The 15,799-nt window shown below is 41.7% G+C and carries 13 protein-coding genes and 1 riboswitch; of the genes, 6 read left to right on the top strand and 7 right to left on the bottom strand.

From position 1 onward, the window contains the following. Positions 1 to 12: 12 nt before the first annotated feature. Positions 13 to 1,230, bottom strand: coding sequence for a toxic anion resistance protein (locus HHO41_RS00630; RefSeq protein WP_481747078.1), 1,218 nt, complete (start codon positions 1,228 to 1,230; stop codon positions 13 to 15). Continuing rightward, positions 1,200 to 1,859, bottom strand: coding sequence for a 5-bromo-4-chloroindolyl phosphate hydrolysis family protein (locus HHO41_RS00625; protein WP_348981200.1), 660 nt, complete (start codon positions 1,857 to 1,859; stop codon positions 1,200 to 1,202). Before HHO41_RS00625 ends, HHO41_RS00630 begins: the two co-directional genes overlap by 31 nt. A gap of 332 nt (positions 1,860 to 2,191) precedes the next feature. On the opposite strand from HHO41_RS00625, the gene HHO41_RS00620 reads away from it, so the two are divergent. From HHO41_RS00620 to HHO41_RS00610, 3 genes are read left to right on the top strand one after another with little or no spacing between them, the layout of a single operon-like run. Then, positions 2,192 to 3,799: a spore germination protein gene (locus HHO41_RS00620; RefSeq protein WP_169094888.1), complete on the top strand. Its 1,608-nt coding sequence runs from the start codon at positions 2,192 to 2,194 to the stop codon at positions 3,797 to 3,799. Beyond that, complete coding sequence (locus HHO41_RS00615; protein ID WP_169094887.1) at positions 3,774 to 4,913, top strand: Ger(x)C family spore germination protein; 1,140 nt, start codon at positions 3,774 to 3,776, stop codon at positions 4,911 to 4,913. Before HHO41_RS00620 ends, HHO41_RS00615 begins: the two co-directional genes overlap by 26 nt. A gap of 18 nt (positions 4,914 to 4,931) precedes the next feature. Further along, positions 4,932 to 6,062, top strand: coding sequence for a GerAB/ArcD/ProY family transporter (locus HHO41_RS00610; protein ID WP_169094886.1), 1,131 nt, complete (start codon positions 4,932 to 4,934; stop codon positions 6,060 to 6,062). Positions 6,063 to 6,117: 55 nt separating this feature from the next. Here the strand turns inward: HHO41_RS00610 and HHO41_RS00605 are convergent, their stop codons facing one another. Together HHO41_RS00605 and HHO41_RS00600 are read right to left on the bottom strand one after the other, a co-directional pair. Beyond that, positions 6,118 to 7,626: an amino acid permease gene (locus HHO41_RS00605; RefSeq protein ID WP_169094885.1), complete on the bottom strand. Its 1,509-nt coding sequence runs from the start codon at positions 7,624 to 7,626 to the stop codon at positions 6,118 to 6,120. Positions 7,627 to 7,744: 118 nt separating this feature from the next. Continuing rightward, positions 7,745 to 7,949, bottom strand: a riboswitch (Lysine riboswitch). 211 nt (positions 7,950 to 8,160) lie between these two features. Next, a complete protein-coding gene (locus HHO41_RS00600) occupies positions 8,161 to 8,598 on the bottom strand; it encodes a YkvA family protein (protein WP_169094884.1) in 438 nt (145 codons plus the stop codon). A 284-nt stretch (positions 8,599 to 8,882) separates the two neighbouring features. Between HHO41_RS00600 and HHO41_RS00595 the strand changes: the two genes are divergently transcribed. Next, positions 8,883 to 9,077 (top strand): hypothetical protein, encoded by a 195-nt coding sequence (locus HHO41_RS00595; RefSeq protein ID WP_169094883.1) that lies wholly within the window; start codon positions 8,883 to 8,885, stop codon positions 9,075 to 9,077. Positions 9,078 to 9,320: 243 nt separating this feature from the next. Further along, the gene (locus HHO41_RS00590; RefSeq protein WP_169094882.1) at positions 9,321 to 10,661 is read left to right on the top strand and encodes a S1C family serine protease; all 1,341 of its coding nucleotides are present in this window, start codon (positions 9,321 to 9,323) and stop codon (positions 10,659 to 10,661) included. 63 nt (positions 10,662 to 10,724) lie between these two features. On the opposite strand, the gene HHO41_RS00585 is transcribed toward HHO41_RS00590, so the two are convergent. Both HHO41_RS00585 and HHO41_RS00580 read right to left on the bottom strand, forming a co-directional pair. After that, positions 10,725 to 11,384, bottom strand: coding sequence for a retron system putative HNH endonuclease (locus HHO41_RS00585; protein ID WP_169094881.1), 660 nt, complete (start codon positions 11,382 to 11,384; stop codon positions 10,725 to 10,727). Further along, on the bottom strand, positions 11,381 to 12,736 hold the full coding sequence (locus HHO41_RS00580; RefSeq protein ID WP_169094880.1) for an AAA family ATPase: 1,356 nt from the start codon (positions 12,734 to 12,736) through the stop codon (positions 11,381 to 11,383). Before HHO41_RS00580 ends, HHO41_RS00585 begins: the two co-directional genes overlap by 4 nt. A gap of 238 nt (positions 12,737 to 12,974) precedes the next feature. Between HHO41_RS00580 and HHO41_RS00575 the strand changes: the two genes are divergently transcribed. Further along, entirely contained in the window at positions 12,975 to 15,020 is a 2,046-nt protein-coding gene (locus HHO41_RS00575) for a molybdopterin oxidoreductase family protein (RefSeq protein ID WP_169094879.1), read from the top strand. A 250-nt stretch (positions 15,021 to 15,270) separates the two neighbouring features. Here HHO41_RS00575 and HHO41_RS00570 read toward each other — a convergent pair whose 3' ends face one another. Next, on the bottom strand, positions 15,271 to 15,672 hold the full coding sequence (locus HHO41_RS00570; RefSeq protein WP_169094878.1) for a hypothetical protein: 402 nt from the start codon (positions 15,670 to 15,672) through the stop codon (positions 15,271 to 15,273). Positions 15,673 to 15,799 lie beyond the last annotated feature (127 nt).

The following is a 15,799-nucleotide window of genomic DNA, read 5'->3' as shown; positions in this document are numbered from 1 at the left end:
TAAAGTAAGTATTTATTTGTCTTTGATTTCGAGGAGTTTGAGTCTTAGTTCGTTTTCCATTTGGGCTAGCTCATGTTCAGCAGCACGGCGTTTGCTTCGGCCTTCCTCTTGGATTCGTAATGTTTCCTCAAGGGTTGTAATTAAGCTTGCCTGCGTTTGCTTTAAAGTTTCGATATCAACTAAGCCGCGCTCGTTTTCTTTTGCCGTTTCAATTGTGTTTGTTTTCAGCATTTCCGCATTTTTCAAAAGTAGCTCGTTTGTTGTTTTGGAAACTTGCTTTTGAGCTTCTACGGCATGACGCTGGCGAAGCAAGGTGAGCGCAATCGCTACTTGGTTTTTCCATAACGGAATCGCTGTCACAATCGAGGATTGGATTTTTTCAACTAAGGCTTGGTTTGTATTTTGAATCAAGCGGATTTGCGGCGCACTTTGAATCGTAATTTCCCGACTGAGCTTGAGGTCATACAAGCGCTTTTCAAGCCTATCAGCAAATTGAATCATATCATTAACTTCCTGAAACTTCATTTGATCCTGGGAAGTTTCTGCAGCTCTTTTCAAGGCCGGAATCGTCTTTTCATTTAATTCCTCAAGCTTAATTTCCCCAGCCGCAATATAAACGTTTAACGCATGAAAATAATCCTTATTCGTCTCATATAGCTTTTCGAGCATGCCGATATCAGACAATAGGACATTTTTACTGCGGTCTAATTTTACGCTAATGCGATCAATTTGCGCACTTGTCTTTTGATATTTGGAAAGCACTTCTTGGATTGAACCTGAAATTTTGCCAAACATCCGCGAAAAGAAAGATGGTTTTTCCTTAAGCTCATCTGGACTAATATCGTTAAGGCGCTTCATCAAGTCGTTGATGATATCGCCAACTTCACCGACGTCCTTTTTTTGAACATGCTCTAGCATCGTATGAGAAAAAGTAAGCAACTTGCTTTGCGCCTGCGTTCCATATTGAATCATCGCCTGATGGTTCTTCGGGTCGATTTGCTGGGCAAGCTGAAAAGCTTTTTCACGATTTTCTGGAGGAATGACATCGATTAATTTAACCGGCTTATCCTGATTGATTTTCTGCGGTGCTGGCGCCAGCGGATCCTCAACTAAGAGGTCAGTGGAATCGCCAAACGGATTGGTAAGTATATCATCTAATACATTGTCGGTTTTTCTGAGTATATCTGGTTCTTTTTCACTCATTTTTTCAACCTGCTTTCTTCTAGTGATTTAATGTCCTTCATATTTTTAATTGAATGCTTGGCAACATCCACTTCAAAATTCAGATGGTCAATATCATCGGAAAGGATAATGTATAGGTCTTTTTCAATAGTTTGGGTAAGTTCATTTAGAGTTTGTCTAGTATCATTCAATGTATGTGTTAACTCTAAATTCTTCTTTGGCTGCGCTGACAGCAATGCATATTTTTCCGTAATTTCCACAAGTGAGTCTAGATGCGAAAAATAAAATTGCTCAGCTTTATAAAAACGTTTTGGCTCTTTTTTCGTTAACTTGTAGATTCTTCTTGTTACTCTCATGATATCAATTCTCTGCTTAAATGATGGAATTTCACGAATCGTGAATGCTGCCTTATTCAAACGGTTCATTTTTTGCTTAGCTTCTTCTAAATTCTGTTTAATATAGCGATATTCCTTTCGAGTCAGCTGGTTTTTCTTAAGAAAACGGGATTTCATCATCATTGTAGCCAATATAAAGGTGATGAAACCTCCAATGAATGAATAGCCTGACGATACCCAAAAGGCTTGATCTAGGGCAAAATAACTGATTAACCATATGCTTACAGCTAGTGGGAAGGCTACGACCGTTCCAACCAGAAATGAAATAAATGCGTTCATCATATATCGACTCCTGACTTTTCCTTTCTATCATTACGAATTACGTATTACGTATTACGAACTAAGAAGAACAAGGTTTCATATTTTCTCCCTATATGAAAAGAATACACTAAAGCCCAACATTTTCCCATAGACTACAACTGTAAAAAAAAATACGACCAGAGACCTATTTAACACACTAAAGCGGTGGGGGACTGTCCCCCATCGCTTTACTGCGTTAAATTGTTTTCTTTCCCGAAAGTTTCTAATTCCGAAATAAGATTGGTAGTGTTATGTATATTATCCTATCTATTGATAAAACTATATTTACATTTCCAAAGCTGAGGTGCTCACGCATGATTACTTGGTTAAAAAAGTCCGCCCGTCACCTGATTCATAAAGCACTAACTAGCGAAACTACTGCGCGTCCAGATTCCGCTCCACAACACATACAACAAAGCTATGAAAAGGTGCACTCATCAGTCAACGAAAATAGGAAATTTCTAGAAAAAGCACTTGGAAACAATGCTGGAATTATTGATAGAAACTTCCAAATTGGTGCTGAACCTTTTTCTTCTGCACTCATATTTGCCGTTTCTGGTATGGTCGAAACTACTGTCATCAATGAAAATATCCTTGGCCCATTAATGACAATGTCCAAGCCGCAAGCTAACTTAAACAAGTCACTGTTAGCCCATTTACGAGAATCGATACTTTCCGTCGCTGATATTTTCTATATGGACAATCTTCACCAAATCGTTAATGAAATTTTCACCGGAAAAATTGCTCTATTTATCGAGGGAGAGAATTCAGCGCTCATTATTAACGCGCAGGCCTGGGAAATGCGGGGAATAGAACAGCCGATTACTGAAACCGTAATCAGAGGTCCGCGCGACGCCTTTACAGAGGATATCTCTACCAATCTCACCCTACTACGCCGGAGAATTCGCAACCCCAATTTGCGTTGTGAACCGTTTCAGCTTGGGGAACAAACCAAAACAAAAATAGTTATTGCCTATATTGATGGAATTGTAAATAAAGAGGTTTTAAAAGAAGTATACACGAGATTAGCAAATATAAAGGTTGATGCCATTTTAGAATCGGGATACATAGAACAATATATCGAGGACGCTCCTTTTAGTATTTTTCCAACAGTGGGAAATCAGGAAAAGCCAGATATCGTAGCCGCCCAACTGCTAGAAGGGAGAGTTTCAATATTTGTTGATGGTACACCGATTGTATTAACGGTTCCATACCTTTTAATCAACCATTTTCAGGTTTCCGAGGATTATTACTCCAGACCGTATTATTCGAACTTTGTCCGAGTTTTACGAGTCGTAAGCTTTTTTATCGCTGTTTTGCTACCTGGAATGTTTGTTGCCATCCAATATTTTCATCCGATACTAATTCCCTTTTCTTTGCTCGTAAAATTTTTCATTACCCGCGCGAACGTTCCATTTCAGCTATATGTTGAAATGATCGCCATGCTGATCGTTTTTGAAATTATTCGTGAATCGGGTTTGAGAATGCCAAAGCCGGTTGGCCAAGCGGTCAGCCTTGTCGGCGCACTCATATTGGGAGAAGCTGCGGTCGAGGCAGGTCTAGTTGGTATACCCGTTGTCGTAACTGTGGCTTTAGTCGGAATCTCATCCTTTCCGGTTAATACCCTTTCAGAGCCCATAAGCATTTTACGAATTTTATTCGTTATCGCTGGTGCTTGGCTTGGCTTATTTGGCATCCTCATGCTAGGCATGATTATCGTCAGTCATCTTGCTTCATTGCGATCATTTGGTGTTCCGTTCGCCGCACCACTGTTTCCCATTAGAATTAGCGATTGGATGGACGGAATCATCCGCTTTCCACTTTGGCTTATGACAAAACGCCCCGCCTCGATTGGCTCAGCTAATAGAACAAAGCAACTGTTTGGAGGTCTATCTGGTGAAGGAAAACGGGGAAAAGAATAAATCTATACTCATCGTTCTTTTATTCACAATTATGACAATCCTTTTGTCCGGCTGTTTTCGTGGCGAATTAGATGAACGTCTCATCCTGTCTTCGCTTGGAATTGATCGAACGGAAGATAATAAAGTAAAAGTAACCGTTTCGTTAATTGATACTAGATCAGTGGATAAGCAGGAGGCTAAAGGAGTTAAAATATATTCCAGTGTTGGCGACACCATTTTCGATGCCGTTCGGTCTACGATTATTAAACTGGGGAAGCAACCAATTTGGCCCTATATTAAAATTGTTGTCCTAGGTCCGACCGTCACACAGGATAACATCCTCCCCTTTCTCGATTTTTTAAACCGTAATAATGAAGTGCAACCAAATCCATTCATTTTGATTTCCAAGGTAGATGCCGCGGAATTTATTAAGGCAAAGCCTGATTTTACGACAGTTCCTTCAACGGTTATTGAAAAACAGCTTTCCCAAAAGAATACTTCGTATATTCCAACCATCAGGCTTCACCAGTTTACCGAAATGATGCTTAGCTCAGACCAAATCGGTTATTTAGCCATTGTAGAAACAGTTAAAAAAGGAGCTAAAAATATTCCGAAGGCACAAAACACTGCTGTCATTAAAAAGGGAAAATGGATTGGCAAATTAAATAACACAGAGACACGCGGCCTACTATGGGTAAAAGAGGAAGTAACCGGGGGAATTTTAGTCATAAATGCCCTAAAGGGCTCTGGAAAAATCGGACTCGAGATTTTAGACAAAACAAAGGTTAACATCAAGCCGCAATTTGAAGGTTCCCGCTTAAAACATCTCACGATTGACGCAAAAGCTACCGTAAGTGTAGGTGAAATGCTGACTCAATACACCGCATTAACTGAGGGGAAAATTAACAAGATTGAGAAACTTGCAGCAAAAGAGATTGAAGCAGAAATCCTTGCTGCAATTGCCAAAGCAAAAGGCTATAAAGCCGATATATTTGGCTTTGGTGCAGTAATTCACCGAAAAAACCCGCAGTTTTGGAAAAAAAACAAACAGAATTGGAACGAACAATTTACTGAGCTACCCGTTTATATCGATGTGAAAGTCGATATCCGAAATCTAGGCCTATTTAATTATTAACATCCCTTAGGAGGAATCATGGAAAAAACAGCAATTGCATCGAGGCAGATTTTTTTCTTAATCACACCTCTAATCGTGATACCAGGGCACTTTTTTTTAATTAAAATATTTCTTGGATGGGCAGGTCGCGATACATGGCTAGGCATGATTTTGGGATTTATTCCAGGCATAGCTATATTTTTGGCGCTGGCCTATTTAAGCGAAAAATTATCGGGAAAGACGATCGTCGAATGGTCCATGGAAAAACTTGGGCCATTTTTTGGCCGAATCGCCACCTTACCATTAATCATTTTTTTTATTATTCATAGCTGTGTAACCCTATATGGATATGCAATTTTTATTACTGCAGTATTTTTACCACAGCATCAATTATGGTTGATTGCGGTTATCTTTGCGCTTTGTGTATGTTTCACTGTCCACTTAGGGATTGAAGTGATTGCGCGTGTTGCTGAATGGATTATTATCTTAAACATTCTCTCCGGAACCTTTGTGTCAGTTGCGTTAAGTCCGCAAAAGGATTACAAAAAGTTACTGCCGATTTTGGAAAACGGCATCGAGCCGATCATTCCGGTTGCGCTTGTGATTCTCGCCTTATTTGGTGAAATGATTGTGCTCTTAATGATCAATGTGGAAAGGTCTGTTCCAAATGCCGTTTCTTTTCGCAAAGTATACATTCTTTCTTTTATTGGAAATTTAATCATTTTTCCATCAACTGCAACTGGGGCGATTTCCATCTTTGGCGTTGACCAAGCCACTAAATTTATGTACCCGGTTGAAAGCATGGTACGGCTAATCGATGTTGGCTTTATTGAGCGTTTTGATATATACGGTTTGACCATTATGTCAGTATCCGCCTATTTACGGCTTGCTATCCTCCATTATGGTTCGAGCGTCGCGGTCGCAAATTGGTTTAAACTCAAACACTACCATTCTGTGAACTGGATTTTAGGCGCTTTAATTGTTTATCTTGCCCTTATCAAATTTGACACAGCGATTAGCTTTTATGATTTTATGGAAAAATACTACATTTACGGACTCGTATTTAGTGTCGTTATTCTTATCCTCGTTTTAATTGTTTTCATAGCCACAAAGGCCTCTAATAAACAGCGGGGGCAACCGGCTGGACCAAAACAGCTTGAAAATAACTAAGAAAAAAGACAACTATGACGTGAAAAATCATAGTTGTCTTTATTTTAGTAAAATATTAATCGCGGGTTGGATTCAAATCACATTGCTCCAAAGGGATAACCTTTGTCTTCTTCATAAATTTATAACCAAGCCACACCGCTAAGAAGATTGGAAGACCGATATAGGAAACTAACACACCGTACCAGTCAATAGAATCGCCAAGAAACGCTTGATAGTTTTGCCCTAAAACCACAAATGAACAAAGAACAAATGCGAAGATAGGACCGAACGGGAACCATTTTGCCCGGTATGGGAGTTCGTTCAAACTGCGGCCTTGCTTAGCAAATGCCTTGCGGAAACGATAATGGCTAATCGCAATTCCGAGCCAGACGATGAACCCTGACATCCCTGACGCATTTAATAACCAAATATAAACGGCACCATCCCCAAATAATGAAGCGAAAAAGGCAACAACTCCAACCGCTGCCGTAACGATTAAGGCATTGACTGGGACGCCACGAGAGTCCACTTTAGCAAGGAATTTTGGCGCCTTGCCTTCCTTCGCCAAGTTCCAGAGCATCCGCGTTGACGCATACATTCCGGAGTTACCAGCTGACAGTACCGATGTTAAAATAACGGCATTCATGGCCGATGCTGCAAACGCAAATCCAGCCCGTTCAAAAATCAACGTAAATGGACTGAGCGTGACATCACCACTCGATAATGATTCATTAGTAAAAGGAATCAGCATTCCGATAACGAAAATCGCTAAAACGTAGAATAATAGGATTCGCCAAAATACTTGACGCACCGCGCGCGGAACATTCCGAGCGGGGTCTTCACTTTCACCAGCAGCAACACCCAGTAATTCCGTGCCCTGGAATGAGAACCCAGCGACCATGAAAATACCAATCATCGCGAAAAAGCCGCCGTGGAAAGGTCCGTCTGCCAGCATAAAATTAGAAAAACCGACCGCTTCACCAGTAAATACACCAAAAATCATTAATACTCCGACCGCTAAAAAGATAATTATTGTGACGACTTTAATAAGTGCAAACCAAAATTCTGACTCACCAAAGCCTTTAACTGATAAATAGTTTAAGCCGAACATTATTGCGAGGAATAAGGCGCTCCACAATAGCGATGAACTATCCGGGAACCAAAACTTCACAATCAGAGCACCAGCTACTAATTCTGCTGCAACGGTAATGGCCCAGTTATACCAATAATTCCAACCAAGCGCAAATCCAAGCGCTGGGTCGACGAATTTTGTTGCGTACGTACTAAATGAACCGGCTTCCGGCATATAAGCAGCCAGTTCGCCGAGACTTGTCATTAAAAAATAAACCATGATACCAATGATCACATAGGCGAGGAGTGCCCCACCTGGTCCAGCCGTGTGTATGGCCGAGCCGCTTGCTAAAAACAGCCCTGTCCCAATCGCCCCGCCAATTGAAATCATTGAAAGGTGACGTGCCTGCAAACCACGTTTGAGATGTGGTTGTTGTTCAGGTTGCTGTTGTTGTTGTTGCCTAAGCTCGTCTCTGTCTAACACTCTTGCTGTGGCATTTCCTTGTTGACTCATAAAAAAAACTCCTTTATTTTGTTTGGGAAGGAGCGCAAATTTGACAATAAAAAAAGCCGACGACGGATTGCTTTTTACGTTCGTAGGCAGTTTCTGTTCAACCGCATCAAACCTTCTCCATGAAGATAGCTCAACACGCAGTGCCTTCTCGGTGTGTGATTGGCTTGCTGCGTGACAGTTCTGCTCCTTTCGGAAGCAGCCCCAGCCTGTTCGATTTTGAGACCTCGGACAAGCTTCGGCGATTTTTCCTTTTGGATAACTTCATTGATGTCTCTTGCATCTCCGTTACCTTACTAATAAAAATCGCGACCTCTACCTCATCGGTTAGGATGAGGGTGAAATTATTATATTAACATAACTATTTTCAACTATAAATGCCACCACCTGAAAAGTCAACAACCGAAAAATACCAAGAGCTTATAAGGCTTTCACGCAGTAAAGCGGCGGGGGACAGTCCCCCGCCGCTTTACCGCGTGAATGCATGTGGGGACTGTCCCCCACTGCATTAGAGTATTAAAGTGTGTGTTGTGCCTGTTAGACGCCAAATTTATTGCGGATTTTTTTCATAACACCAGACCCGACCATATTGTCTGCCATTGCAATGATCTTTTTAATGACTTCAAGAATATCCTGATCACCCGCCCAATGTCTCTTCACGATTTCAGGATTGGTGTTATTCACCATACTATTTAAGACAAACGCTGCCACAGCAATATCATCCACATATCCGAGCGGTCCTAGGATAACCTCTGGGATAAAGTCAACGGGTGATACAAAGTAAGCAATTGCTGCCCCAAGCTTTGCCTTATCAGAAATAGATACTTCATTATCGATTACCAGCTTACATAATAAGTGAAACAAATCTGGCCCAAACATTAAGACTTCAACGTATTTATTATTCTTACCTTCTTCACTTTTCGCCCACCATTGGATCTTCTTTCGAAAGCTTTGATAAAAATCCTCATGTTCCATTCCTTCATGTTCACCTCTTTCTTCTATATATTAAGTAACATTCGACAAAATCATCCAAAACCCCTTGCAGTCATATATGTCATTATTTTGTACAAAACAAAGGGCATCTAATCGTGTTTTAGCACATTAAAGTGGTGGGGGACTGTCCCCCACCGCTTTAATGTGTTAAAACGCCTTCAATTTTTGCATAGTTCCAACTTTGGAACAAAAGATAAAAAAAGGGTGGAATTTTGATGTGTCATCTAGTAATATTTATCCGACGATAATTTATTAAGGTGGAGACTATGAGGAACACAAATTGCAGATTTAGTATAAATGCAATCGGAAAAGGTGGGGAAACGTTCTTTACCCATTGTCAAACAAAGCAAGAAGTCCAAAACTGGATTCAAGCACATCAAGAAAAATTAGATCCTGAGCAAATTCGGATCGTGGATAGACGAAAAAAACCACTTTTAGATCTGCTCCTTCTCCGAGACTAATCTTAATTTCACCCATCAAGGTACCATTCATAAAAATTGAATGGTGCCTTTTTATTTTGCCTCATTTCTACATCCTAAAAACCGCTTACGAGCCGAAGGCTAGTTAGGTTTTTTCGAAAAAAATTCCTACTTTTTCAAGCCAACATCCCTCACACAGCTTATTTATTTACTGGTACAAAATAAATTGTTCAAAAAAGTGAATATAGTTTTAAAGGATTTAAAATTCCTTTTAGAGGTGATGTGATGAAAAAGAGGGCTCTATTTACCGTACCCATCAGTATTTTGCTGATAGCGGTAATCGTTACTTCTTTCTTTCTAATGAATATCAAGCCAGATACTTCACACATTTCTCGTGCTAAAAAACTCGCAGAGTATTCAAAGCCGGCAGTTGTGCGGGTCTATGACTACGCGATTGTTCAATGGGAGTTTTACGACTATTTCCCAGAGGTTGAGGCTATATTACAACAGATGAACTATCAAACCTTTGTTGGCGGTTATGGTTCAGGAGCCATCATAAGTCCTGATGGTTATATCGTGACAAATGCTCATGTCGTCAGCACCACCCAGATGACTGACGATGAAATTCTTCAGGAAGCACTAATCCGACTATCTGCGGTTGTTGCTGATGCCTTCCAAACTGATGTGGAAACGGCCTATTTATATTTGATTCAAGTGTTGGGGTATACAAACCTGACAAGGCAGACGGAGGTCGTCCTACCTGGTGGGGATGTTTTAGATGGAGAAATTAAAAGCTACGGCTCACCAATTGGCGAAAAAGATGGCGACTGGAAGGACGTGGCCGTTCTTAAAATTGAAGGCAAAAACCTACCGACATTAAAGCTCGGCAATTCCGACGATGTTGAGGACCAGGAAAATATTTGGGCAATTGGCTACCCGTCGCTTGCAGAATATAACGTATTATCGATAGATTCCTCACTAGAATCAACTATGAACTCTGGGGAAATCTCTGCGACTTCAAAGAAATTAGAAACAGGGACCTCTGTGATTCAATTAAACGCTGCCACCTCAACGGGAAATAGTGGTGGGCCTATCATTAATAGTAAAGGTGAAATTGTCGGCTTACTGACATTTGGCGCCGAAGTGACCGGGTTTGACTTTGCGATTCCAGTCAATACCGTTAAGGAATTTGTCAACCAAGCTGGAGCGAAGAACAAGAGTAGCGAAACCGATAAGCTCTTTAAAGAAGGATTAGAGCTTTATTGGGGCGGATATTATGAGGATGCCTTGGAAAAATTCGAATCAGTTCAACGGATTTACCCTAATCATTCGACCATCAAAAAATACATCCAAGATGCCGAGGAAAAAGCGGATGACAGCAAAATCCTCTGGTCAAATTATCAAACTCTCTTCTACATTATAGATGGTGTAGCCGCAGTGCTTGTCATTGTCTTAATGCTGTTTACGTTTGTATTTGTAAAAAAAGAGCCTAAAGTCATGGCCATTACCGCGACGGGTCCAGGACTCGATGGTGGTGCTAATGCTAATGCACCGAACACAGAAGCAATCCCGGAAGCAAGTCAGCCACCGACACCAGAAAACACTCCAGAAAAACCAGACGAATAAACATGGATAAGAGTGGGGACAGTCCCCCTGCAGCGCTTTAGCGCAGCGGGGGACTGTCCCCCACTACGTTAAAGCGGCAGAATCTACAGTCAACAGAGATTTTAGTAATCTAGCAATCACAAAGCTAAAGGATGGCAGTCTATTAGTTTCATCAGGTGTTTCCAGAAATCTGATCATTAATTTTATTTGATCAGTGTCAGAAAGATCAATAATATCGAGAATCGCATTAATGGCTTCCTCCCGTTGCTTCCGCGGTAAATAGGTGTTTAAGCCAAGTCGATGAATCGTTTCTTCAGCACCACGATGATGATTGGCAGCACGAATCGTTCCATCAAAGCCATACTCAAAATAACTCTCGCAATCCGGGTCAAGTGGTGACACCATTAAAACAGGATCAAACCAATCCTTCTTTGAATGTCCGCAAAAATCAGATAGCTCTGCTTCATGATGAATCAGTTTCCCCATACAGGATGCATGGAGATTTTGATAATCCAACTGCAGCGATTTAAACTTTGATTGCGGGCGAAAGTGCTCAATATGAACATTATTCCGCGTCAAACTCAGGCCACAATAGCAGCAAAGCCAAAACTGCTCATCTAACAAGCTTTGGCGAACGATTGCTTTAATCGATGGTGGAATCGTTGTATAGCTGGCTTGCGGTCCTGCCGAGCTCTTCCAATGCTCAAATGCGCTTGGTGAGGGCTTTTTATGAATATGCTTCATAAGTTCATACTCTCTTTTCGTCGCAAAATCATATCAGCTTTAATCAAACTCGGGTCATCACTGCCTAAAATGCTCATTAATTGATTAAGTAATTCTCGCGCCCGACCAAGCTTAGAGTCATCCATAATCAACTGGAATAATCGCTCCAATTGCAGCTTAATTTCTTCATTCTTTTCAGTAGCACCCATAAATTGCTCTAAAATCATATTGGAATCTTTGCCGAACAACGTCGGTACAGTACTTACATCAATATCTTCACCATCATCCTGTTGCGTTACAAAAAAGATTTGCGCCGCATTTATTTCCCCCAACACTTGTGGAGAATGGGTTGAAAGAATGAATTGGAGATTCGGGAACGTCGATTGCAAGCGATTGATAATATCGCGCTGCATCGCCGGATGAAGATGCAGTTCAATTTCATCAATTAACACGATTCCCTCCCCCTCTAAAGGATTGGCAAGGCTTGGGTTTGCTAGTACCAAGCGGCGTGCTAAATCCCCGACCATCGCCAACGTACACTTTTCGCCATTAGACAATTGGCTTATTTCTAAATGCTGAGTTCCTTTTGCCACCGTTATTCGGATTCTACGTCCACGGCTCACCTTTAAATCAGAAAATCCTGGTAAGAAACTATAAATGGCCGCACGAACGGCAGTTAGCTGCCGATGCTCTGCTCCCGAATCATTAGCTGCAGTATTTTCTCCAGATTTCATATCGTTTGTAGGTGCAGCGTGCGCACCCTTCCGCAATCCATCCATGTAATCCTCGTTTAAAAGCCATTCAAAGAACGACTGAAAATCCACTTCGCGTGAAAAACAATGATGGTAAGCAGAAAAAGGATCAAGTCCCTTTCTCGACTTCAGCTTCATCGGAATATCCTTCACGGTGCGATGAACTGGATAGTTAACAAAAATCGGGGCATTAAAGCTGGGATCATCAGCTAGCTGTTTATGTAAAAAGGCCACCAGATCCTGGGTTGTATCCTTAACGGTCAGTTTGGAACTACTGCTTTGCCCAGCCACCAACGTTTTAATTAACTCCAACTGGCGCTCCACACCATTGTATTCGAGTGTACATTTTATTTTTAAGCCTTGATTGCCGTTTTTAATGTCAGTCTCATTCAAGCTGATTTTTTTGGCAATCCCGAATGATAGTGACTCAACAAATCTAGATAACAAAATAATGGCAGCGTTAAGAATCGTCGATTTTCCAACTCCGTTTGTCCCCACTAGCACCACATTTTTTTCGCTAAACTTTAAATGTAGTTGCTTAAAGCCGCGGAAATTTTCCAATACAATTTCGGTAATTTTCAAATCAAACACCTCTCCCGCTTTTATCTCCGCTCTTGGCATTTCCCTTTGTACACCTAAGGGCGGCTATCCAATCCTCGTAATTCAATGATATCATATTCCGCTCCTAAACCAACCCATCATCATAAAGCGCACAGCAAAATGTATTGATTTTACAAAGCACACAAGCATGACAAAATATCCTCATAACATCTATAATGAAAATAATCAATATTCTCTTTAACTACCAAGCTTAAAAAAACATACCGTGGTCAACAGACTCAGCAAAGGGGAATCAATCATGCAGTCATCTGATGGCATCTTTCATTCTGTTTGCTCGCTTGATTGTCCTGATCAATGCGGCTTACTTATCCATAAAAAAGACGGCAAAATCGTCAAAATTGAGGGGGATCCAAACCATCCCGTCACCAAAGGTAATATTTGTAATAAAGTTCGCAACATGCCCAGTCGCCTTTACGACGAAAATCGCCTCAAATATCCGCTGAAGCGAGTTGGTGCAAAGGGTGAAAATCACTTCGAGCGCATCAGTTGGGACGAGGCGATTGAAACGATCACCTCTCATTGGAAAAAACTGCTCGATACAGATGGTTCACAAAGTATTATGCCCTACAGCTTTTACGGTAACATGGGCAATCTTACCGCCGAAGGGATGGATCGCCGCTTCTTCAATCGACTCGGTGCCACAAGGCTTGACCGTACAATTTGCTCGGAGGCGGGTGTTGAAGGCTACAAATACACAATGGGTGGACCTTACGGAATCGACCCCGAGGATACCGTCCATTCCAAGCTTATTATTTTTTGGGGCGTCAATGCCGTCAGCACGAACATGCACCAAATCGCCTTTGCCCAGCAAGCCCGCAAGCAAAATGGGGCTAAGATTGTGGTCATTGATGTTCATAAAAACCAAACCGGCAAGTTTGCCGACTGGTTTATTCCGATTTTACCAGGAACAGACAGCGCCCTCGCTTTAGGCTTGATGCATATATTGTTTGCCGAAAACCTTGTTGACGAGGCGTTTTTACGTGAGTACACGATTGGTCACGAAGAATTACGCGAGCACGTGCAACAATACGACCCGAAAACCGTTTCCGACATTACCGGAGTTCCGATTGATGATATTTACAAACTGGCGCGAATGTACGGAGAAACTGTGCCTTCTTATATTCGCATCGGCAACGGACCTCAGCATCACGATAACGGTGGCATGACGATCCGCACCATTGCCTGCCTACCTGCGTTAACGGGGCAATGGCTGGAGCGTGGCGGCGGGGCAACGAAGAGCAATTCCGGCTATTTAGCTTATAATTCAAGAGCTTTACAGCGACCTGATCTTTTGAAAAATAAAGCAACGCGGACGGTCAACATGAACTTACTCGGAGACGCATTGCTAAAGCTTGACCCACCGTTAATGTCGCTCTATGTTTACAGCTCAAATCCGGCGGTGGTTGCTCCCGAAGGCAATAAAGTCAGAGCCGGCCTTGCCCGCGAAGACTTATTTACCGTCGTTCATGATTTATTTTTAACAGAAACAGCCAAGTATGCCGATATCATCTTACCGGCAACGTCTTCCTATGAAAATACCGATTTTTACTGTTCGTATTGGCATCATTATGCGCAAATCCAACAGCCAGTCATCGAGCCATACGGTGAGTCCAAATCAAATGTTGAGGTCTTCCGTTTGCTCGCTGCTTCGCTGGGCTTTTCCGAACCGGAATTGTATGAGTCTGAGGTGGAAATGATTGCGCAAGGCTTGGATTTCCCGGACAATCCTTACTTAGACGGGATTACGCTAACGGCGCTGATGGAAAATCAATATGTGAAGGCGAACGTGAAGCCATTGCTACCTGGAAAATTAAAGACACCAAGCGGTAAAATTGAGCTTTATTCGGAAAAAATGAAGCAGGATGGCTATCCGCCCCTGCCGACTTATATTCCGTTACCGGATGATGGGGATGGTGAAAACGTCTACCCATACCAATTTATTCCGGCACCAAATCATAATTTTCTAAACTCAACTTTCGCTCATAATCAGAAGCACCAGCAGCTTGAGAAGGAACCATTGCTGCACATGAATGCCTCAGATGCCCTTCGCTGCGGCATTGAATCTGGGGACATGGTGCGAATTTGGAATCAGCGCGGGGAAATTGAGCTGAAGGCATCTGTTGGTGAAAATGTCCTGCCGGGCGTTGTCGCAACACAAGGCTTGTGGGCCGACCTCGATGGGACTAACCAGCTCGTTAATACGCTAACACCGGACCGCATTGCCGACATGGGCGGCGGGGCAACGTTCTTTTCGGGACGGGTGAATGTGGCGAAAAGTAGATAGGAATTACAACTGATTATAAAAAAAGCTGTCCCAATGGGTCGTTATTACCGACTTTTTTTGGTTCAGCTTTTTTCTTTGCCTATATTTATTTAACCTTCTTCTGTTTATCGTTCTCGAACTTCCTGGCCGTTGGAACGAAAATCAACGAACATGTTAAAAGACCGATACGCAAAAAGGGGGTGTCCAAGGTTTGGAACACCCCCTTATTAATGCTGTAATTACCACTTAATAAATAGCTAATCTATTATTCTTAATAAGGTGCAATGCCCAAATTTATGAACTGTCCACCATTATACAAATATCCCGCTGCATAAACCAGACCGTCCTCAGCTGTAAACATTGCACCAACAAAAATCACATCACCCATAGAATGATTGATGATAATTTCAGTAGCACCAGACCCATTCCACTCGTACCCTTGTTTCTCTAAACTATTCTTTACAACTTTAAACGCATCACTACTATTAAGCTCTGCAGCAATTTTATTTCTTTGCGCACCTGTTAAAAACTCAACATCGCATCCACAATGGCCATCTTCCGATTCTTGCGATGGCGTAGTTACCGGTTCTTCAGCCTGAGCACTATTCCCTGGCATCATAAGCATTACTGCAATAATCAAACTCCCAAACATCAAAGATAAATAGCCTTTCATTCTCTGATCCTCCCTATTTTATCTGTACACTTCTATTTTCTATCTTTTAAAGGCTAACACCTAGCCTCAAATTTGTCTTGTTTATGAAAGCTTTTCCACAAATTTATGTTAGTTGAAAAAACATTGA

It is taken from the genome of Bacillus sp. DNRA2 (assembly GCF_012843265.1).
GTDB lineage: Bacteria > Bacillota > Bacilli > Bacillales > Cytobacillaceae > Bacillus_BU.
The sequence above is the reverse complement of the archived record's forward strand: the minus strand, read 5'-3'. Positions and strand labels throughout refer to the sequence as shown.